The sequence below is a fragment of the Variovorax sp. E3 genome (assembly GCF_016082275.1).
In the GTDB taxonomy this organism is placed as follows: Bacteria; Pseudomonadota; Gammaproteobacteria; order Burkholderiales; family Burkholderiaceae_C; genus Variovorax.
Window position 1 is genome coordinate 1 of record NZ_MOWM01000046.1, and the last position, 19,564, is coordinate 19,564.

Consider the following 19,564-nt stretch of genomic DNA (forward strand, 5'->3'; position numbering starts at 1 on the left):
GCGCTCGGGTCGAGCAGGCCGACGAACACGCGGCCGGCGCCCGCATGCAACGCGGCCGAGCCCGCGAGCAGCGCGGCGCCCGCCATGCCTGTAGCGCCGCCGATCACCGCGACATCGCCGTAGCTGCCCTTGTGCGATGCGTGGGCGCGCGGCTGGGTTGGTGGTGCGCCCGCGAGCCGCGCCGCCGGTGGGTCGGTGATGGCGCCGCAGCCCAGGTCGTCGAACCAGACGGTGCCCGCCGCGTCGCGTCCTTGCGCGGTGAACAGGCCGGGCTTCAGGGTGAGAAAGGTGATGCAGTGGCGCGCGGCAGCTTGCGCATGACCGACGCTCTTCGGCAGCACGCCGGTGTCCGCGTTCAACCCGGACGGCACATCAACGCTCAGCGCCGGCTGCGCGCTCGCATGCATCTGCCGCAGCCAATCGGCCATCGTGCCTTCGGGCGGTCGCGTGGAGCCGATGCCCAGCAGCGCGTCGATGGCCAGTTCGTAAGCCGTCGGCGGGCTCGACGCAAAGGTGGCGCCCGCGTCACGGGCACGCTGCAGCGATGCCTTGGCATCGGGCGGCAGACGCCCCTCGTCCCCGATGAATGTCACGACGGGGAAGAACCCCCGGTGCCGCAATTGCGCCGCCGCCTCGAAGCCGTCGCCGCCGTTGTTGCCCGGCCCGCACGCGACCCAGATCGTTCGCGCGTGCGGCGCGACGGCCATGGCGAGCCGCGCGACCGCGAGGCCGGCGCGTTGCATCAGCGTGTGGGCGGGCAGGGCGGCCGCGGCCACCTGCTCGATGCGGCGCGTGGCGGCGATGTCGAACAGATCGGCGGCGGTGGCGGACGTGATGCGGTGCATCGATCCATTGTGCCGCCGCGCCTCCTATCATCGAGCGATGACGCTCAAGACCCTTGGTTGGCTGCTGGTCCTGCTGCTGGCGTGGTTCGCCGGCTTTTTCGGCATGGCGCTCGCCCTGCTTGCGGGCGCTGCCTGGGCATTCGGCTGGCTGGCGGTGGTGTGGGGGTTGTTCCTGCTGGGCGTGACCTTGCGCCGCGTGCCGCTGCGCGATGTCGCCTGGGCGCTGGGCGTGGGCTGCGGCTTCGGTGTGATGCGCTGGCTGGACGTGCCCGCGACGGACGGTTCGGGCGCGATGCAGTGGCTGTTGCTGGGCGCCGACCTGTTGTGCCTGGCTTTCTTCGTGCTGATTGCGCCGGCCGTCCTGGCATGGATCGCCGGCAAGTGGATGCCGCCGCCCAAGCCCGAATTGCCGGCGGAAAAGCCCGCCAGCCCGGAGCGCCTGCGCCGATGGGGTCCTAGAGACTGAGCCGTTCGACCCCGAGTCCTTCGAGGTCGACCCCCGGGTCCTGACCCGCGATCAGGTCGCCCAGCACCCGCGCGCTGCCGCACGACAGCGCCCAACCGCTCGAGCCGTGGCCGAGGTTGAGCCACACGCCCGGGATACCGCTGGCGCCCAGCACGGGCGGGCCGTCCGGCAGCATCGGCCGGGCGCCTTTCCATTGCTGCACGCCGGACTGCAGCGTGGCTGCGCCCGGAAACCAGTCGTGCAGCACCTTGTAGAGCATTTGCACGGCGGCCGGGCTCATCGCGTCCAGCGAGCCGCCGATCTCGGCGCTGCCGGCCACGCGCACGCGCTGGCCCAGGCGGGAAATGGCGACCTTGTAGCGCTCGTCCATCACCGCGCTGCGCGGCGCATTGAGCGGCTCGCGCACCGGTGCGCTGACCGAGTGGCCGTAGATCGGCGCCATCGGAATGCGAAGGCCCAGCGGGCGCAGCAGTGAGGCCGAGGCCAGGCCGGCGCACACCACGATGGCGTCGTAGCGCACGGGGTCCGAGCCGCTGGCCAGCGACAGCGAGGTGGGGGCCGCGCGGCTCAGCGGCGCGATGTCGCAGTTGAAATGAAACTGCGCGCCCAGCGACTCAGCCTCCCACTTGAGCAGCAGCGCGAACTGGCGGCAGTTGGCCACTTCGTCTTCCGGCAGGTGGATGGCGCCCACCAGCGGGGTGTCGGGGTTGAGGGCGGGTTCGATCAGCCGGGCCTCGTCGGCATCGACTTCCTTGAAGACGCTGCCGGCCGCGCGCAGCACGTCGAGCCCGGGCTGGATCAGTTTCTTTTCGCGCTTGGAGCGCAGCAGCACGAGGTAGCCGTCGCTGCGCTCGTAGCTGAGCTCGCGCGCCTCGGTCACTTCGTGCAACCGGGTGCGGCTGTAGAAGGCCAGGCGCTGCATGCGCGCGCGGTTGGCAAGGTAGGTCTCGAGCTTGCAGGCCTTCTGCCAGCGCGACATCCAGCTGATGTCGCGCGAGCTCAGCGGCCAGCGCAGCTTGATGGCGCCCTGCGACGACAGCAGCGAGCGCAGCACCTTGCCGCGCATGCCGGGTGCGGCCCAGGGCGTGACGTATCCGGGGGCGACCACGCCTGCGTTGGCGAAGCTGGCTTCTTCCGCGGCGGCGCCTCGGCGCTCGAATACGGTCACTTCATGGCCGTCGGAAACCAGTTCCCAGGCGGTGGTGACGCCGATGATGCCGGCGCCCACGATCGCGATTTTCATTGAATGTTCTAGATAAGAGAAACGGCTGACGCCCTGAGTATGGGCGAAGCCAGCTATTGATTCTGTAGCGTGCGCTCGGTTTGCAGGGCCACTGCGAGCACGGCGTCGTCGTGCAGCGCGGCATGCCACAGCATGAGGCCGACCGGCAGCTCGCCCGGCGCGTGGCAGGGCAGGGAAATGGCGCAGCCGTCGAGCATGTTGACGATCGACGGATTGCGCAGCAGCAGCCCGTTGACGCGGAAAAATTCGTCGTCGCGTTCTGCCCCTGGCGCAACGCTGGCGATGGGCGGCGCGGTGATCGGCACGGTGGGCGACAGCACGGCGTCGAACGGCGCCAGCGCGGTTTCGACGCGGGCGATCCAGTCGCGGCGGGCGTGGATCAGGTCGATGTATTCATGCGCCTTCATGCCGGCGCCGCGCAGGATGCGCTGAACCACGCGCGGGTCGTAGCCGGCGCCGCTGCGCTCCAGCAGCAGCCGGTGCCAGGCGTGCGACTCGGCGGCCGAAAAGCCGCCGGTGGCGTTGATGGTCGCCAGCTCGGCCAGTTCGGGCAGCGCGATCTCCTGGATGCGGGCGCCGGCGGCGCGAAGCGCCTTCAGCGAACGCTCGAAGGCGGTTGCGACGGCGGGCTCGAGGTCGTCGAGGAACACGTTCTTCACCACGGCGATCCGGTAGGCCGCCAGCGGAGCGTTGCCCGCCGTGACGCGCCGCGCGGCAAGGATTTCGTGGGCGGTGATGGCGTCGCGCACCGAGCGCGTCATGGCGCAGACCGTGTCGAGCGTGGTCGAGAGCGGCAGCGCCCCGTCGGCCGGCGTGAGGCGGGCGGTGTTCTTGAAGCCGACGATGCCGTTCAGCGCCGCCGGAATGCGGATGGAGCCGCCGGTGTCGGAGCCCAGGCCGATGAAAGCGGCCCCGCTGGCCACCGAGATGGCGGCACCCGACGACGAGCCGCCCGGAATGCGCGGCGTGGCGGCGTCGCTCACGTTGGCCGGCGTGCCGTGGTGCGGGTTGACGCCGACGCCCGAGAAGGCGAACTCCGTCATGTTGGTGCGGCCCGTCAGCACGCCGCCCGCGGCGCGAAGGCGCGCGACGGCAAGGGCGTCGGCCCTGGCGGCCGGCGCATGGGACAGCACGACCGATCCGGCCGGCGTGGGCTGGCCCGCGACGTCGAACAGGTCCTTGGCGGTGAAGGCGAGGCCGGAAAGCCGGCTTTCGGGGGCGGCGCCGGCGACGGCCTGGCGGGCCTCGTCGAACATGGTGCGGGTGAAAACGTGGGTGCAGGCCGGAGACTGGGCGATGCCGATGGCGTGCTCCAACTCGGTGCGCGCGTCGCGGCCGCCAGCCAGAAGAGCGAGACGGGCGGCGTGGAGGTCGTTCATGGGTGGGCTGCTGTGCCGCGCGGGCGGCTCGGGTTCGGGGGGAAGGGGGTCACGGCCGTGCTATACTCTTTGGGTTTCGCTGGTCGAGCGACGGCTCCCGTTGCATCCAGCCAAACACATCCGCAAACCGGCCCAATCAAGGTGTTGTGACTCTCTTCAAAAGAGCGCAAAACGGGCTGGATTTTAGACCCAACCTTTGGAGTTAATTCAATGTCTACCACCATGCGCGAAATGCTGGAAGCCGGTGTCCACTTCGGTCACCAAACCCGCTTCTGGAACCCCAAGATGGCTCCGTTCATCTTCGGTCACCGCAACAAGATCCACATCATCAACCTGGAAAAGTCGCTCCCGATGTTCCAGGACGCGATGAAGTACGCCAAGCAACTCACGGCCAACCGCGGCACGATCCTGATGGTCGGCACGAAGCGCCAGGCCCGTGAAATCGTGGCGGCTGAAGCTCGCCGCGCCGGCGTGCCTTTCGTCGACACCCGCTGGCTGGGCGGCATGCTGACCAACTTCAAGACCGTCAAGACCTCGATCAAGCGTCTGAAGGACATGAAGGCCCAGCAAGAAGCCGGCCTCGACAGCCTGAGCAAGAAAGAGCAGCTCACGTTCTCGCGCGAAATCGCGAAGCTCGAGAAGGACATCGGCGGCATTCAGGACATGGCTGCGCTGCCGGACGCGATCTTCGTGATCGACGTGGGCTTCCACAAGATCGCCGTTGCCGAAGCCAAGAAGCTGGGCATTCCGCTGATTGGCGTGGTTGACTCCAACCACTCGCCCGAAGGCATCGACTACGTGATCCCCGGCAACGACGACTCGTCGAAGGCCGTCACGCTGTACGCACGCGGCATCGCCGACGCCATCATCGAAGGCCGCAACAGCGCCGGCGGTGACGTGGTCAAGGCCGTGGCCGAAGGTGGCAGCGACGAATTCGTCGAAGTCGAAGAAGGCGCTTCGGCCTGATTGGCGCGCTCGCGAGCCTGAAGAAGGGGCTTTGGTGCCCCTTTTTTTAACCTGATTTTTGAATTCACGGAGATACAACAATGGCTGCAATCACCGCAAGCATGGTCGGCGAACTGCGCGCAAAGACCGACGCGCCGATGATGGAATGCAAGAAGGCCCTGACCGAGGCCGACGGCAACATGGAAAAGGCCGAAGAGCTGCTGCGCATCAAGCTCGGCAACAAGGCTGGCAAGGCATCGGGCCGCATCACCGCTGAAGGCGTGGTCACGGCTTTTGTCGACGGCGCTGCCGGCGGCATGATCGAAATCAACTGCGAAACCGACTTCGTCACCAAGAACGACAGCTTCCTGGCCATGGCCAACGCTGCCGCGATGCTGGTCGCCAAGCACAACCCCGCGGACATCGCCGCGCTGGGCGCGCTGGCCTATGAGCAGGACGGTTTCGGCCCCACGCTCGAAGACGTGCGCAAGGGCCTGATCGGCAAGATCGGCGAGAACATGAGCTTCCGCCGCTTCAAGCACTTCAACGGCAACGGCAAGCTGGCTTCGTACCTGCACGGCACGCGCATCGGCGTGATGGTCGAGTTCGAAGGCGACGACACGTCGGCCAAGGACGTGGCAATGCACATCGCCGCCATGAAGCCGGTCGCCATCCAGGCGTCGGACGTGCCTGCCGAACTGATCGAAAAAGAGCGCGCGGTGGCTGCCGGCAAGGCGGAAGAAGACCGCAAGACGGCCGAAGCCGAAGGCAAGAAGCCGCAGCCGGCCGACATCGTTGCCAAGCGCATCGAAGGCGGCGTGCAGAAGTACCTCAAGGAAGTCTCGCTGCACAACCAGCCGTTCGTGAAGAACGACAAGCAGACCGTCGAGCAGATGCTCAAGGCCGCCGACACCTCGATCAAGGGTTTCACCCTGTACGTGGTCGGCGAAGGCATCGAGAAGAAGGTCGACGACTTCGCTGCCGAAGTGGCCGCGCAAGTTGCCGCTGCCAAGGCTGCTGCCTGATCCAGCCGCCACACAAGCGGCGGTGCGCGAACGCGTGCCGCCGCTTTTTCACCGCTACGTTTTACACTCGCCCCCGCCAACTCAAGGAAATTGCCCATGTCTGATCCCCGCCCAGCCCACAAGCGAATCTTGTTGAAGCTGTCGGGAGAGGCGCTGATGGGTGACGACGCCTTCGGCATCAACCGCGCCACCATCGTCCGCATGGTCGAGGAGATCGCGGAGGTGGTGAACATGGGCGTCGAGGTGGCGGTGGTCATCGGTGGCGGCAACATCTTCCGCGGCGTCGCGGGAGGTTCTGTCGGCATGGATCGCGCCACGGCCGACTACATGGGCATGCTGGCCACCGTGATGAACGCGCTGGCGCTGGCCGACACCATGAACAAGCAGGGCCTGGTGGCCCGCGTCATGTCCGCCATCGCCATCGAGCAGGTGGTCGAGCCCTATGTGCGTCCCAAGGCCTTGCAGTACCTCGAAGAGGGCAAGGTCGTGGTGTTCGCCGCCGGCACCGGCAACCCGTTCTTCACCACCGACACGGCCGCCGCGCTGCGCGGTGCCGAAATCGGCGCCGAGCTGGTGCTCAAGGCGACCAAGGTCGACGGCGTGTACAGCGCCGACCCCAAGACCGACCCCCATGCAACGCGCTACGCCACGCTGACTTTCGACGAGGCGATTGCGCAAAATCTCGGCATCATGGACGCCACGGCCTTTGCGCTGTGCCGCGACCAAAAGCTGCCGATCAAGGTGTTCTCGATCCTCAAGAACGGTGCGTTCCGACGCGTCGTGATGGGCGAGGACGAGGGCACGCTGGTGCATGCCTAGGAGTATTTGAGATGACCATTGCAGACATCCGCAGTGCGACCGACGCGAAGATGAATCAGTCGCTCGCCGCATTCCAGAACAACCTCACCAAGATCCGCACGGGCCGTGCCAATTCGGCGCTGCTCGACTCGATCCACGTCGAGTACTACGGCTCGCAGGTGCCGCTCAGCCAGGTGGCCAACGTGTCGGTGCTCGACTCGCGCACCATCAGCGTCCAGCCCTGGGAAAAGGGCATGGGCGCCAAGATCGAGAAAGCCATCCGCGAAAGCGACCTGGGCCTGAACCCGGCCTCGATGGGCGACCTGATCCGCGTGCCGCTGCCCGCCATGAGCGAAGAGCGCCGCAAGGAAATGACCAAGCTGGTGCGCAACGAAGGCGAAACCGCCAAGATCGCCACGCGCAACCTGCGCCGTGACGCGAACGAGTCGGTCAAGAAGCTGGTCAAGGACAAGCTGGCGTCGGAAGACGACCAGAAGCGCGCCGAAGCCGACATCCAGAAGGTCACCGACCGCCATATCGCGGAAATCGACCGGCTGGTCGCAGCCAAGGAAGCGGAGATCATGGCCGTTTGAGGCCTGCCATGGCCTCGTCGACGCCGCGCATTCCCCACCACGTTGCCATCGTCATGGACGGCAATGGCCGTTGGGCGACGCGGCGTTTTCTGCCTCGCGTGGCGGGGCACAAGCAGGGCGTGGAATCGCTGCGCCGCTGCGTCAAGGCCTGCGCCGACCGCGGCGTGGGCGTGCTCACGGTGTTCGCGTTCTCGTCCGAGAACTGGAGCCGGCCCGTCGAGGAAGTCTCCGGGCTCATGGAATTGATGGTTGGCGCGCTTGCCCGCGAGGTGCCCCGGCTCTCGCGCGACGGCGTGCGGCTGCATTTCGTGGGCGAGCGCGGCGGCCTGTCGCCGAAGATGGTGCAGGGCCTGATCGGCGCCGAGACCGCCACCGCGCACAACACGCGCATGGTGCTCAACGTCTGCTTCAACTACGGCGGCCGGTGGGACATCGCGCAGGCGGCCGCCAGGCTGGCGGCGCAGGGCGAGGCCATCACCGAGGCAAGCCTGGATCGCGCCATGGCGCTGGCCCACGTACCCGACCCCGACCTGTTCATCCGTACTGGCGGCGAGCAGCGCTTGTCCAATTTCCTGCTCTGGCAGAGTGCCTATGCCGAGCTTTTCTTCAGCGACAAGCTGTGGCCGGAATTCGACGAGGCTGCGCTGGACGAGGCCATCGCCGCGTTCCAGAGCCGCGAGCGGCGCTTCGGTCAAACCTCGGCACAGGTCGCAGCCCCCCAGGGCTTGACGGCCTGACAGCCCGACAACCTCCCGCATGCTCAAACAACGCATCCTCACGGCGATCGTGCTGCTCGCGATCCTGCTGCCGGCGCTGTTCTACCGAAACCACATTCCCTTCGCCTGCGTGATGCTGGTGCTGATCGGCGCCGCCGCCTGGGAGTGGGGGCGCCTGAACGGCTACGGCCAGCGGCTGTCGGTGTTCTTGGGCGTCGAGACGGTGCTGCTGTGCGCGTTGTCGTGGTGGCTGGGCCTGCTCGATCAGTCGCTGGTGCTCATGTGGACGCTGGCCGGCGCGGCCTGGGTGCTGGGCGGCGCGGCGTTGCTGCGCGTGGCGGTGCCGGGGTGGCCCCGCATTCCGCGCGGGCTGCGGCTGGTCGGCGGCCTGCTGGCGCTGTGGGTTGCTTGGCTTGCTGCCGTGCAGGCGCGCATGATCGGCATCAACTTTCTGCTCTCGATCCTCGTGCTGGTGTGGGTGGCCGACGTGTTCGCTTATTTCGCCGGCCGGGCCTCGGCCTGAAGTTCACCCGCAACAAGCTCGCGCCCGCGATCAGTCCCGGCAAGAGCTGGGAAGGTGTCTGGGGCGGGATGATCGGCGTGGTGGTGCTGGCCTTTGCCTGGGTCTGGGCCGACAAGGCGACGGGAGCGACCGTTGCCAGCCTCTACACCCGGCTTGCCGAGCGCGGCTGGTGGCTGCTGCTGCTGGGGGCCTTGTTCCTTGCCGCGATGAGCGTCGTGGGCGACCTCGTCGAATCCCTGATCAAGCGAAGCGCTGGCGCCAAGGACAGCAGCCGGCTGCTGCCGGGCCACGGCGGCGTCCTCGACCGCGTGGATGCCCTCTTGCCCGCGCTTCCCATTGCCATGATGCTCGCTTTCCTGTGAACACTTCCAGACAACGCGTCACTGTGCTCGGCTCGACCGGTTCGGTCGGCGTGAGCACGCTCGACGTCATTGCGCGCCACCCCGAACGTTTCGAGGTGTTCGCGCTGTCCGCCGCCACCAAGGTGGACGAACTGCTGGCGCAGTGCGCGCAGTTTTCGCCGCGCTTCGCCGTCATGGCCAGCGCGCCGCATGCGGCGCTTCTGGCGGAAAAGCTCAAGCAGAACAACCTGAAGACTGTCGTCCTGACAGGTGACGATGCTATTGAAAAGATAGCTTCGCACGAAGAAGTCGACGCTGTCATGGCCGCCATCGTGGGCGCCGCCGGCCTCGGGCCCTGCCTGGCCGCCGCGCGCGCCGGCAAGCGCCTGCTGCTGGCCAACAAGGAGGCGCTGGTCGTCGGTGGCGAGCTGTTCATGCGCACGGTGCGAGAGGGCGGCGCCACGCTGTTGCCCATCGACAGCGAGCATTCGGCCATCTTCCAGTCGCTGCCCGAAGACCCGTCCACCTGGCCCCGGCGCATCGACAAGATCATCCTGACCGCCTCGGGCGGGCCGTTTCGCACGCGCGCGCCCGAAACCCTGGGCACGGTCACGCCCGAGCAGGCCTGCGCCCACCCGAACTGGGTCATGGGCCGCAAGATCTCGGTCGACTCGGCCACGATGATGAACAAGGCGCTCGAAGTGATCGAGGCGCGCCACCTGTTCGGCGTGTCGCCCGAGCAGATCGAGGTCGTGATCCACCCGCAGAGCGTGGTGCATTCGATGGTGCAGTTCACCGATGCCTCGGTCATCGCCCAGCTCGGCACGCCCGACATGCGGGTGCCGATCGCGGTCGGCCTGGCCTGGCCCGAGCGCATCGAGAGTGGCGCCGCGCGGCTCGATTTTCGGCAGATGGCCTCGCTGACCTTCACCGCACCCGACGCCGCGCTTTTTCCCGGGCTGGGGCTGGCATGGCACGCATTGCGCGCCGCGCCGGGCACGACGGCGGTGCTCAACGCGGCCAACGAGGTCGCGGTCGAGGCTTTTCTGGACCGACGGCTGCGTTTTGATCGCATTCATGCGGTCAACATGGAAACTTTGGAAACGGTCTCGCCCTCCAAGCCGGCATCGCTGGCGGACCTGCTGGCGCTCGATGCCAGCGCCCGCGCGGCGGCCAATGCCGCGGCATTGCGTTTTGCAGCCTGACGACGACCCACCCCAGATCAAAGGACCCGGATGCTTACTGTCATAGCCTTTGTGGTCGCGCTTGGCGTCCTGATCGCGGTGCACGAATACGGCCACTACCGCGTCGCGGTTGCTGCGGCGTCAAGGTGGAGCGTTTTTCGGTCGGCTTCGGTAAAACATTGTTCCGCTGGCAGCCCAAGCGCCAGCATCCGGGGCAGTCGACCGAGTTCGTCATCGGCGCTTTTCCGCTGGGCGGCTACGTCAAGATGCTCGATGAGCGTGAAGGGCCGGTCGCGCCCGAAGAGCGGCATCGCGCCTTCAACACCCAGCCGCTGCGTTCGCGCGCGGCCATCGTCGCGGCGGGCCCGATTGCCAACCTGCTGCTGGCGGTGGTGCTCTACACGGCGGTCAACTGGATCGGCGTGCAGGAGCCTGTGGCCACGCTGGGCCGGCCGGTCGCGGCTTCGCTGGCCGAAACGGCGGGCCTGCGCGGCGGGGAGCACATCACGCAAGCGGGCTTCGACGGCGACCTGTCGCCGGTGCAATCCTTCGAAGACCTGCGCTGGCGCATGACGCGCGGCGCGCTCGACGGCCACGACCTGACGCTCGAAGTGGCGGGCGAGGGCGGCAAGCCCGCGCGCACGCTGGTGCTGCCGCTGAGCCGCCTCGAGACCCGAGATGCCGATCCGCAGATGTTCCGCAAGATCGGCGTGCTGGCGCCGCTCACAAAACCCGAAATCGGCGAAGTCATGGCCGACAGCGCCGCCGAGCGCTCGGGCCTGCGCAATGGCGACGTGGTGCGCGCCATCGGTGACACGGCCATCGTCGACGGGCAGCAACTGCGCGAAGTGATCCGCGCCTCGGTCGACGGCGACCAACCCCGCACCCAGGCCTGGCGGATCGAGCGCGGCGGCCAGTCGCTCACGCTCGACGTCAAGCCGGAAGTGCGCGCCGAGGGCGCCGCCAAGGTCGGCCGTATCGGCGCCTACGTGGGCGCGCCGCCTGAAATGGTGACCGTGCGCCAGGGGCCGATCGACGGTGTCTGGCGCGGCGTGGTGCGCACCTGGGAGGTGTCGGCGCTGACCGTGCGGATGATGGCCAAGATGGTCATTGGTGAAGCTTCCCTTAAGAATCTGAGCGGTCCGCTCACCATTGCCGACTATGCTGGCAAGTCCGCAAGCCTCGGCCTGACGCAGTATCTGGTGTTCCTCGCGCTGATCAGCGTGAGCTTGGGTGTACTCAATCTCATGCCGCTCCCGGTCCTCGATGGGGGGCACCTGATGTATTATCTTTGGGAGGGCCTGACCGGTAAAAGCGTCTCTGACGCCTGGATGGAACGGCTGCAGCGCGGCGGGGTTGCTCTGCTGCTGGTCATGATGTCGGTTGCACTGTTCAACGACGTCACGCGGCTCTTTGGTTAACTTTCTGCCGGCCCTTTCCGTGCCGGCTCAATTCACAGATGAACAAAAACTTCAGTCGCTTTCGCCTGCGTAGCGTTGTCGCGGTGGTTGCCAGTGCGCTCGCCGCCACGGCTGCATGGGCTGTCGAGCCTTTCACGGTACGCGACATTCGCGTCGAAGGCTTGCAACGCGTCGAGGCCGGCACGATCTTCGCATCGCTGCCCCTGCGCGTGGGCGACACCTACAGCGACGATCGCGGTTCGGCCGCGATCCGCGCGCTGTTCGAGCTGGGTTTGTTCAAGGATGTGCGCATCGACGTGAACGGCAACGTGCTGGTGGTGATCGTCGAAGAGCGGCCCACCATCGCGGACGTCGACTTCGTCGGCACCAAGGAATTCGACAAGGCCGCGCTGACCAAGGCGCTGCGTGAAGTCGGCCTGACCGACGGCCGTCCCTACGACAAGGCCCTGACCGACCGCGCCGAGCAGGAGCTCAAGCGCCAGTACGTGAGCCGCAGCCTCTACAACGCGCAGGTCGTGACGACGGTCACGCCCATTGAGCGCAACCGTGTCAACCTGACCTTCACGGTCACCGAAGGCGATTCGGCCCGCATCCGCGAAGTGCACGTGGTGGGCAACAAGGCCTTCAGCGAATCGACGCTGCTGAGCCTGTTCGACCAGGACAGCGGCGGCTTCATGAGCTGGTACACCAAGTCGAACCAGTACTCGCGCGCCAAGCTCAACGCCGACCTCGAAACCCTGCGCTCGTACTACATCACGCGCGGTTACCTCGAGTTCCGCATCGACTCGACGCAGGTCGCCATTTCGCCGGACCGCAAGGACCTGACCGTGACGGTCAACATCTCCGAAGGCGAGAAGTTCGTGGTGGCCGGCGTCAAGCTCGACGGCAACTACCTGGGTCGCGACGACGAGTTCAAGTCGCTCATCACGATCAAGCCGGGCGAGCCCTACAACGGCGAGCAGGTCACCGAGACCACCAAGGCCTTCAACGACTATTTCGGCACCTTCGGCTATGCGTTCGCTCGCGTGCAGGCACGTCCCGAGATTGATCGCGTGAACAACCGCGTGACGCTGACGTTGCAGGCCGAGCCTTCGCGCCGCGTGTACGTGCGCCGCGTGTCCGTCGGTGGCAACAATAGACCCGCGACGAAGTGATCCGTCGCGAGTTCCGCCAGTACGAGCCTCGTGGTACGACGGCGACAAGATCAAGCTGTCACGCGACCGCGTCGACCGCCTGGGCTTCTTCACTGAAGTGAACGTCGAAACCCAGGAGGTCCCCGGTTCGCCCGACCAGGTCGACCTGACCGTCAACGTGGCCGAAAAGCCCACCGGCAGCCTGCAGCTCGGCGCCGGCTACTCGAGCTCCGACAAGGTCGCGCTGACCTTCGGTATCTCGCAGGAAAACGTGTTCGGCTCGGGTAATTTCCTGGGCGTGCAGGTCAACACCAGCAAGTACAACCGTACGCTGTCGCTGACCACGACTGACCCGTACTTCACGAAGGACGGCATCTCGCGCACGATCAGCGTGTACCACACGACGACGCGGCCTTACTCCGCGTCGGAAGACGGTGACTACAAGCTCGTCAATCAGGGTGCCACGATTCGCTTTGGTGTGCCGTTCAGCGAAATTGACACGGTCTTCTTTGGTATCGGGCTGGAGCGCTATGCCTTCGACCCGAACGGCTCATCGGTGTATGCGGGCCTGGTCACGCCGAACTCCTATCTCAATTACTTCCAATGCAAGAAGGACGCCACCGGCTTCCTCGTGCTCGGTTGCGACCAGAAGAGCGTCTGGGGTGTTCCTCTGAGCATCGGTTGGGGGCGTGACAGCCGCGACAGCGCGCTGACCCCGACCACGGGCCGGATGCAGCGCGCCAACGTCGAGCTGGGCGTGGGCGGCGATATGCAGTACATCAAGACGAACTACCAGTACCAGCAGTTCTTCGCGATCAACAAGCAGTACACCTTCTCGGTCAACGGCGAGGTGGGTTATGCCAAGGCCCTCGGCAACAAGGTCTACCCGATCTTCAAGAACTTCTACGCCGGTGGTCTCGGGTCGATCCGCGGCTTCGAGCAGAACTCGCTGGGCCCGCGCGACGTGCCGCTGTTCGGTCAGACCGACGGCGCCGCACTGGGTGGTACCAAGAAGGCGATCTTCAATGCCGAATTGAGCACGCCGTTCCCCGGCGCCGGCAACGATCGCACGCTGCGCCTGTACGGCTTCTTCGACGTCGGCAATGTCTTCGGCTCCCGCGCGGCCAATGTCACCGACGCTCAATGGAGCGCCCAGAAGAAGTTGCGCGCGTCGGTCGGTCTCGGGGTCAGCTGGATCTCGCCGCTGGGCCCGCTGCGCTTGGCTTACGCCTTCCCCATCAAGTCCCAGAAGGAAGTCACGGATCCGCAGACCGGGCTCGTCACGATCCCGAAGGATAGAATCCAGCGCCTCCAATTCCAGATCGGAACGTCTTTCTAAATGAAGCATTTGATTCGCGCCGCGGCAGGCGCGTTGTTGATTCCCGCTCTCGTGCTCGTTGCTGCGCCTGCCCAGGCGCAAGCACAGGAAACCTTTCGCATCGGTTTCGTGAACCCGGACCGCGTGCTGCGTGAGGCTCAGCCGGCCAAGGCGCCCAGGCCAAGCTCGAGGCGGAATTCCTCAAGCGCGAGAAAGACCTGACCGGGCAGGGCGATGCCCTGAAGACGGCTTCCGAGAAGTTCGAGCGTGAAGCGCCCACGCTGTCGGAAAGCCAGCGCGTCTCGCGCCAGCGCGCGCTGGTCGACCAGGACCGCGATTTCCAGCGCAAGCGCCGTGAATTCCAGGAAGACCTGAATGCGCGCAAGAACGAAGAGCTGCAACAGGTCTACGAGCGTGCCAACCGGGTGGTGAAACAGGTGGCCGAGGCTGAAAAGTACGACGCCATCCTGCAGGAAGCGATCTACATCAACCCGAAGCACGACATCACCGACAAGGTGATCAAGGCGCTGAACGCGTCGGTCGGCTCTGCAGCACCCGCGGCCGGCAAGTAACGCCGCGAACCGGCGTGTCACTGCAGCTCGGAGCCATCGTTGACGCCCTCGGGGGCGAGCTTCATGGCGATGCGGCGCTGTCCATCGAGCGGCTTTCACCGCTGCAGAATGCACAGCCCGATGCGCTCAGTTTCCTGAGCCATCCCAAATACCAGCAGGAGCTCGCGGCCTCGAAGGCCGCGTGCGTCATCGTGTCGCCCGCCATGCGCGAGGCGGCCGCGACGCGTGGCGCATTCATCGTCACGCCCGATCCCTACTACTACTTCGCGCGCCTGACGCAGCTCTGGAAGGCGCATCACGCGCGTCCAGAGGCCGATCGCATCCATCCCAGCGCAGTCATTCATGCCGAGGCGCATGTCGACCCGACGGCGCGCATTGGCGCGCTGTGCGTGGTGGAGCGGGGTGCGCGCATCGGCGCTGGCACCGTGCTGAAGTCGCGCGTGACGGTCAGCGAAGACTGCACCGTCGGCGAGCGCTGCCTGCTGCACCCGGGCGTGGTGATCGGGGCGGACGGCTTCGGCCTCGCGCTGCACCAGGGCCAGTGGATCAAGATCGAGCAGCTGGGCGCGGTGCGCATCGGCAACGACGTCGAGATCGGCGCCAACACCTGCATCGACCGCGGCGCGCTCGATGACACCGTGATCGAAGACGGCGTGAAGCTCGACAACCTGATCCAGATCGGCCACAACGTGCGCGTGGGCAAGAACACCGCCATGGCCGGCTGCGTCGGCGTGGCCGGCAGTGCCATCATCGGCGCCAACTGCACCTTTGGCGGCGGTGCCATCGTGCTGGGCCATCTGACGGTGGCCGACGGCGTTCATGTGTCCGCCGCAACCATTGTTACCCGTTCGATCCACAAGGCCGGCCAATACACCGGCATGTTTCCCATCGATGACAATGCGAGCTGGGAAAAGAATGCGGCAACGCTCAAGCAGTTGCACAGCCTGCGCGAACGACTGAAGGCGCTGGAGAAGGCTCCCTCGAAAAAATGACGACGATGCAGGAACAGAAAATCATGACCAAGCCAGCGATTGCGCTCGATATCCACCAAATCCTCAAGCTGCTGCCCCACCGCTACCCGTTCCTGCTGGTGGACCGCGTGCTGGACATGGAAAAGGGCAAGCGCATCACGGCGCTCAAGAACGTGACCATGAACGAGCCGTTCTTCAACGGCCACTTCCCGCACCGTCCGGTCATGCCGGGCGTGCTGATGCTCGAAGCCATGGCCCAGGCCGCAGCGCTGCTGTCGTTCTACTCGCTCGACATCGTGCCGGACGACAACACCGTCTACTACTTTGCCGCCATCGACGGTGCGCGTTTCAAGCGTCCCGTGGAACCGGGCGACCAGCTGACGCTCGAAGTCGAGATCGAACGCATGAAGGCCGGCATTTCCAAGTTCAAGGGCCGCGCGCTGGTGGGCAGCGAGCTCGCCTGCGAGGCGACGCTGATGTGCGCCATGCGCCAGATCAACTGATCCGGCCGCAGTCGTTTCACAAGGCATGACCCAGGTTCATTCGACAGCCCTCGTCGACCCCCAGGCACAACTCGACGCCTCGGTGTCGGTCGGCCCCTACACCGTGATCGGTCCGCACGTGCGGATCGGCGCGGGCACCACCGTCGGCGCGCACTGCGTGATCGAGGGGCGCACGACCATCGGGCGCGACAACCGCATTTTCCAGTTCTCGTCCCTCGGCGCCGTGCCGCAGGACAAGAAGTACGCCGGCGAGCCGACCGAGTTGGTCATCGGCGACCGCAACGTCATTCGCGAGTTCTGCACCTTCAACCTCGGCGTGCCGGGGGCGGGTGGGGTCACGCGCGTGGGCAGCGACAACTGGATCATGGCGTACACGCACATCGCGCACGACTGCCGGGTCGACAACCACACGACGCTGTCCAACAACACCACGCTGGCCGGTCACGTGCACCTGGCCGATTGGGTGACGATCGGTGGGCTCACCGGCATCCACCAGTTCGTCTCGATCGGCGCGCACGCGATGGTCGGGTTTGCCAGTGCGGTGTCTCAAGACGTGCCGCCTTTCATGCTGGTTGACGGCAACCCGCTGGCGGTGCGCGGCTTCAACATCGTCGGCCTGCGCCGGCGCGACTTTTCGGCGCAGCGGCTCGCGGCCGTGAAGCAGATGCACCGGCTGCTGTACCGCCAGGGCAAGACGCTCGAAGAGGCGCGCACGGCCATCGCTGCGCTCGCCACGGAAATGCCCGAAGCGGCAAGCGATATCGCGCTGATGGAATCCTTCATCGCCAACTCGCGCGCGGCATCGCGCGCTGACGTGACCGCCATGCAGAAGGACGGACAGCGACGCTTCGCGCTGGTCGCGGGCGAAGCCTCCGGCGACCTGCTCGCGGGCCTGCTGCTCGACGGGCTGCAAGCGCGCTGGCCCGGCCTGGAGACCGTCGGCATCGGCGGCCCTCGCATGCTGGCCCACGGCTTCCAGAGCTGGTGGCCGCAGGAAAAGCTCGCGGTGCGCGGCTATGTCGAGGTGCTGCGGCACTACGCCGAGATCGCTGGCATTCGCCGCCAGCTCAAGGCCCGGCTGCTGCGCGAATGGGCCGAGCTGTTCATCGGCGTCGACGCGCCCGATTTCAATCTCGACCTCGAAGCGGGCCTGCGCAGCCGGGGCATGAAGACGGTGCATTTCATCTGCCCGTCGATCTGGGCGTGGCGCCCGGAGCGTATCGAAAAGGTCCGCGCGGCGGCCGACCACGTGCTGTGCATCTTCCCGTTCGAGCCCGCCTTGCTGGCGGAGCACGGCGTGGCGGGCAGCTACGTCGGGCATCCCCTGGCCAACGTGATCCCCATGACGCCCGACCGTGCCGGTGCACGCGCGGCCATCGGCCTGGCGCCCGACGCGCAGGTCGTTGCCTTGCTGCCCGGCAGCCGCCGTTCGGAGGTGCGCTATCTCGCCGCCCGTTTCTTCGCCGCCGCAGCGTTGATGCAGAAGGAGCGGCCGGGCATCCAGTTCGTGGCGCCCATCCTGCCGGGCCTGCGCGCGGAGGTCGACGCCCTGCTGCAGGCCAGCGGTATGACCGGCCGCGTGAAGCTGCTCGACGGCCAGTCGCATGCCGCCCTGGCCGCCTGCGACGCCACGCTGATCGCCAGCGGCACGGCCACGCTCGAAGCGGCGCTGTTCAAGCGGCCGATGGTCATCGCGTACAACATGAACGGCCTTTCGTGGCGCCTCATGCAACGCAAGCAGCTGCAGCCCTGGGTCGGCCTGCCCAACATCCTGTGCCGCGACTTCGTGGTGCCCGAGCTGCTGCAGGAGGCTGCCACGCCCGAGGCGCTGGCCAAGGCCACGCTGGCCTGGCTCGACGCGCCCGAGAAGGCGCAGGCGTTGCAACAAAGATTTTCAGAGCTGCATGTGCAATTGCAGCGCGATACGCCGACACTTTGCGCCGATGCGATCCAGAAAGTTCTTGAAGGCTGAGCAGGCCCCGCTGGTGTGGGACGCACCGGGGCTGATGGCGGGCGTCGACGAGGCGGGGCGCGGGCCGCTGGCCGGGCCCGTGGTGGCGGCCGCCGTGATCCTCGACGACCTGCGGCCGATCCGTGGCCTGGCCGATTCCAAGACGCTGACCGCCCTGCAGCGCGAACGCCTGCACGACCAGATCCTCGCCAAGGCGCTGTGCTGCTCCATCGCGCAGGCCAGCGTCGAGGAAATCGACACCCACAACATCCTGCAGGCCACGATGCTCGCGATGCGCCGCGCCGTCGAAGGGCTGCGCCTGAAGCCGGTGAAAGTGCTGGTCGACGGCAACCGCCTGCCGACGCTCGACGTGCTGGCCGAGGCCATCGTCAAGGGCGATGCGCGGGTCAAGGCCATTTCGGCGGCCTCGATCCTGGCCAAGGTGCATCGCGACCGCCTGTGCGAGCAACTGCACGCCGAATTCCCGCACTACGGCTTTGCCGGCCACAAGGGCTACGGCACGCGAGAGCACCTGGAGGCGCTGCAGCGCCACGGCGCCTGCGTGCATCACCGCCGGTCGTTCAGCCCTGTGGCGGCGGCGCTGGCCCGTACCGCGGCGGCCGGCGCCACCATGAGCGTCGTCGTGCCGGCGGGAAGCGCGGAGGCGGCGATGGTCATCGGCCTTGCCGAGCCCGTGCGCCTCGACCTGCGCGCCGCACCCTGAATCCCTCTTTCCATGACATCCGAAGCCGGCGCCAGCCACATCAGCTCGCGCGACAACCCGCTGCTCAAGGACCTGCGCAAGCTCGCGCAAGACCCGGGCGCGTACCGCAAGCTGGGCCGCATCTGGCTTGAAGGCGATCACCTGTGCCGGGCGGCGCTGGCGCGCGGCGTCAAACCGGCGATCGCGGTGTTTTCAGAATCGTTCTGGCCGACCGCGCCTGCCGAATGGGCGAGTAGTGCTATCAAAACAGTAGTCGTGAGCGACGATCTGCTGCGTGGCGTCAGCGGGCTGGAGTCGCCGGCGCCGATGGGCTTCGTGCTCGAACTGCCGAGCCGCCCCGAACTGCTGCCGAATGCCTCCAGCGTGGTGCTCGACCGCCTGCAGGACGCCGGCAATGCCGGCTCCATCCTGCGCAGCGCCGCCGCGTTCGGCTTCACCCAGGTGATCGCGCTAAAGGGCACGGCCGCGCTATGGGCGCCGAAGGTGCTGCGCGCCGGCATGGGCGCCCATTTCGGCCTGCGATTGATCGAGGGCGTGGACGCCGAAGCGCTCGACGCCCTGAAAGTGCCGTTGGTGGCCACCAGCTCGCACCGTGGCGAATGGCTGCACAAGGCCGACTTGCCGCACCCTTGCGCCTGGCTCATGGGCCACGAAGGGCAGGGCGTGTCGCCCGCCCTGGAGGCCCGCGCGACGCGCCACATCCGCATCGCCCAGCCCGGTGGCGAGGAGTCGCTGAACGTGGCTGCCGCAGCCGCCATCTGCCTGCATGCGAGCGGAGCAGCCCTGCACCGCGAATAGGGCCCTCCAGTCGGGCTACAATCGGGGGCTTACTCGCAATAGCGTCGCCCGGCCGCCTTTCACGCCATCTTCCCCCTAAGCAGCAGTCCGCAGGCAATATGTCCTGGGGCTCCGG

15 protein-coding genes and 5 pseudogenes are annotated in these 19,564 nt (G+C 66.8%); 17 read left to right on the forward strand and 3 right to left on the reverse strand.

Annotation, left to right across the window (positions count from 1 at the left end):
• On the reverse strand, positions 1–845 hold an 845-nt coding region (locus BMG07_RS17560; RefSeq protein WP_198085646.1), incomplete at its 3' end, for an NAD(P)H-hydrate epimerase.
• A 37-nt stretch (positions 846–882) separates the two neighbouring features.
• Here BMG07_RS17560 and BMG07_RS17565 point away from each other — a divergent pair.
• On the forward strand, positions 883–1,311 hold the full coding sequence (locus BMG07_RS17565) for a hypothetical protein (RefSeq protein ID WP_198085647.1): 429 nt from the start codon (positions 883–885) through the stop codon (positions 1,309–1,311).
• On the opposite strand, the gene BMG07_RS17570 is transcribed toward BMG07_RS17565, so the two are convergent.
• Together BMG07_RS17570 and BMG07_RS17575 are read right to left on the reverse strand one after the other, a co-directional pair.
• A complete protein-coding gene (locus tag BMG07_RS17570; RefSeq protein WP_198085648.1) occupies positions 1,301–2,554 on the reverse strand; it encodes a D-amino acid dehydrogenase in 1,254 nt (417 codons plus the stop codon). The two genes, BMG07_RS17565 and BMG07_RS17570, sit on opposite strands and share 11 nt — an antisense overlap.
• A gap of 53 nt (positions 2,555–2,607) precedes the next feature.
• On the reverse strand, positions 2,608–3,933 hold the full coding sequence (locus BMG07_RS17575) for an amidase (protein ID WP_198085649.1): 1,326 nt from the start codon (positions 3,931–3,933) through the stop codon (positions 2,608–2,610).
• A 210-nt stretch (positions 3,934–4,143) separates the two neighbouring features.
• On the opposite strand from BMG07_RS17575, the gene rpsB reads away from it, so the two are divergent.
• The 16 genes and pseudogenes from rpsB to BMG07_RS17655 all read left to right on the forward strand — a co-directional run bounded on the left by rpsB (position 4,144) and on the right by BMG07_RS17655 (position 19,449).
• Positions 4,144–4,899 carry a 30S ribosomal protein S2 gene (gene rpsB / locus BMG07_RS17580; RefSeq protein WP_056581327.1) on the forward strand — a complete coding sequence of 252 codons (756 nt, stop codon included), beginning with the start codon at positions 4,144–4,146 and terminating at the stop codon, positions 4,897–4,899.
• A gap of 80 nt (positions 4,900–4,979) precedes the next feature.
• Positions 4,980–5,903 carry a translation elongation factor Ts gene (tsf, locus tag BMG07_RS17585; RefSeq protein WP_198085650.1) on the forward strand — a complete coding sequence of 308 codons (924 nt, stop codon included), beginning with the start codon at positions 4,980–4,982 and terminating at the stop codon, positions 5,901–5,903.
• Positions 5,904–5,999: 96 nt separating this feature from the next.
• Positions 6,000–6,722: a UMP kinase gene (gene pyrH / locus BMG07_RS17590; protein ID WP_198085651.1), complete on the forward strand. Its 723-nt coding sequence runs from the start codon at positions 6,000–6,002 to the stop codon at positions 6,720–6,722.
• A gap of 11 nt (positions 6,723–6,733) precedes the next feature.
• The gene (gene frr / locus BMG07_RS17595; RefSeq protein WP_198085652.1) at positions 6,734–7,294 is read left to right on the forward strand and encodes a ribosome recycling factor; all 561 of its coding nucleotides are present in this window, start codon (positions 6,734–6,736) and stop codon (positions 7,292–7,294) included.
• A gap of 8 nt (positions 7,295–7,302) precedes the next feature.
• Positions 7,303–8,031 (forward strand): polyprenyl diphosphate synthase, encoded by a 729-nt coding sequence (uppS, locus tag BMG07_RS17600; RefSeq protein ID WP_198085653.1) that lies wholly within the window; start codon positions 7,303–7,305, stop codon positions 8,029–8,031.
• A gap of 19 nt (positions 8,032–8,050) precedes the next feature.
• Positions 8,051–8,895: pseudogene (locus BMG07_RS17605) on the forward strand (phosphatidate cytidylyltransferase).
• Positions 8,892–10,079, forward strand: coding sequence for a 1-deoxy-D-xylulose-5-phosphate reductoisomerase (gene ispC / locus BMG07_RS17610; protein ID WP_198085654.1), 1,188 nt, complete (start codon positions 8,892–8,894; stop codon positions 10,077–10,079). Before BMG07_RS17605 ends, ispC begins: the two are co-directional and overlap by 4 nt.
• A gap of 30 nt (positions 10,080–10,109) precedes the next feature.
• Positions 10,110–11,479 (forward strand): annotated as a pseudogene (rseP, locus tag BMG07_RS17615) (RIP metalloprotease RseP).
• A gap of 38 nt (positions 11,480–11,517) precedes the next feature.
• Positions 11,518–13,951 (forward strand): annotated as a pseudogene (bamA, locus tag BMG07_RS17620) (outer membrane protein assembly factor BamA).
• A pseudogene (locus BMG07_RS17625) lies at positions 13,952–14,502 on the forward strand (OmpH family outer membrane protein).
• A gap of 14 nt (positions 14,503–14,516) precedes the next feature.
• Positions 14,517–15,494, forward strand: a complete 978-nt coding sequence (lpxD, locus tag BMG07_RS17630; protein ID WP_198085655.1) for a UDP-3-O-(3-hydroxymyristoyl)glucosamine N-acyltransferase — start codon at positions 14,517–14,519, stop codon at positions 15,492–15,494.
• A gap of 23 nt (positions 15,495–15,517) precedes the next feature.
• A complete protein-coding gene (gene fabZ / locus BMG07_RS17635) occupies positions 15,518–15,976 on the forward strand; it encodes a 3-hydroxyacyl-ACP dehydratase FabZ (protein ID WP_269759106.1) in 459 nt (152 codons plus the stop codon).
• A 25-nt stretch (positions 15,977–16,001) separates the two neighbouring features.
• Positions 16,002–16,789: pseudogene (gene lpxA / locus BMG07_RS17640) on the forward strand (acyl-ACP--UDP-N-acetylglucosamine O-acyltransferase).
• 10 nt (positions 16,790–16,799) lie between these two features.
• Positions 16,800–17,948, forward strand: a complete 1,149-nt coding sequence (gene lpxB, locus BMG07_RS17645) for a lipid-A-disaccharide synthase (RefSeq protein WP_198085677.1) — start codon at positions 16,800–16,802, stop codon at positions 17,946–17,948.
• Positions 17,920–18,651, forward strand: coding sequence for a ribonuclease HII (gene rnhB / locus BMG07_RS17650; RefSeq protein ID WP_198085657.1), 732 nt, complete (start codon positions 17,920–17,922; stop codon positions 18,649–18,651). Before lpxB ends, rnhB begins: the two co-directional genes overlap by 29 nt.
• Positions 18,652–18,663: 12 nt before the next feature.
• On the forward strand, positions 18,664–19,449 hold the full coding sequence (locus BMG07_RS17655; RefSeq protein WP_198085658.1) for an RNA methyltransferase: 786 nt from the start codon (positions 18,664–18,666) through the stop codon (positions 19,447–19,449).
• Positions 19,450–19,564 lie beyond the last annotated feature (115 nt).

Excerpts from the sequence above, each read along its gene's own strand:
- BMG07_RS17565 (WP_198085647.1), top strand. The coding sequence starts at position 883 with ATGACGCTCAAGACCCTTGGTTGGCTGCTGGTCCTGCTGCTGGCGTGG.
- BMG07_RS17570 (WP_198085648.1), bottom strand. The coding sequence starts at position 2,554 with ATGAAAATCGCGATCGTGGGCGCCGGCATCATCGGCGTCACCACCGCC.
- BMG07_RS17575 (WP_198085649.1), bottom strand. The coding sequence starts at position 3,933 with ATGAACGACCTCCACGCCGCCCGTCTCGCTCTTCTGGCTGGCGGCCGC.
- rpsB (WP_056581327.1), top strand. The coding sequence starts at position 4,144 with ATGTCTACCACCATGCGCGAAATGCTGGAAGCCGGTGTCCACTTCGGT.
- tsf (WP_198085650.1), top strand. The coding sequence starts at position 4,980 with ATGGCTGCAATCACCGCAAGCATGGTCGGCGAACTGCGCGCAAAGACC.
- pyrH (WP_198085651.1), top strand. The coding sequence starts at position 6,000 with ATGTCTGATCCCCGCCCAGCCCACAAGCGAATCTTGTTGAAGCTGTCG.
- frr (WP_198085652.1), top strand. The coding sequence starts at position 6,734 with ATGACCATTGCAGACATCCGCAGTGCGACCGACGCGAAGATGAATCAG.
- uppS (WP_198085653.1), top strand. The coding sequence starts at position 7,303 with ATGGCCTCGTCGACGCCGCGCATTCCCCACCACGTTGCCATCGTCATG.
- fabZ (WP_269759106.1), top strand. The coding sequence starts at position 15,518 with ATGACCAAGCCAGCGATTGCGCTCGATATCCACCAAATCCTCAAGCTG.
- lpxB (WP_198085677.1), top strand. The coding sequence starts at position 16,800 with ATGCAGAAGGACGGACAGCGACGCTTCGCGCTGGTCGCGGGCGAAGCC.
- rnhB (WP_198085657.1), top strand. The coding sequence starts at position 17,920 with ATGCGATCCAGAAAGTTCTTGAAGGCTGAGCAGGCCCCGCTGGTGTGG.
- BMG07_RS17655 (WP_198085658.1), top strand. The coding sequence starts at position 18,664 with ATGACATCCGAAGCCGGCGCCAGCCACATCAGCTCGCGCGACAACCCG.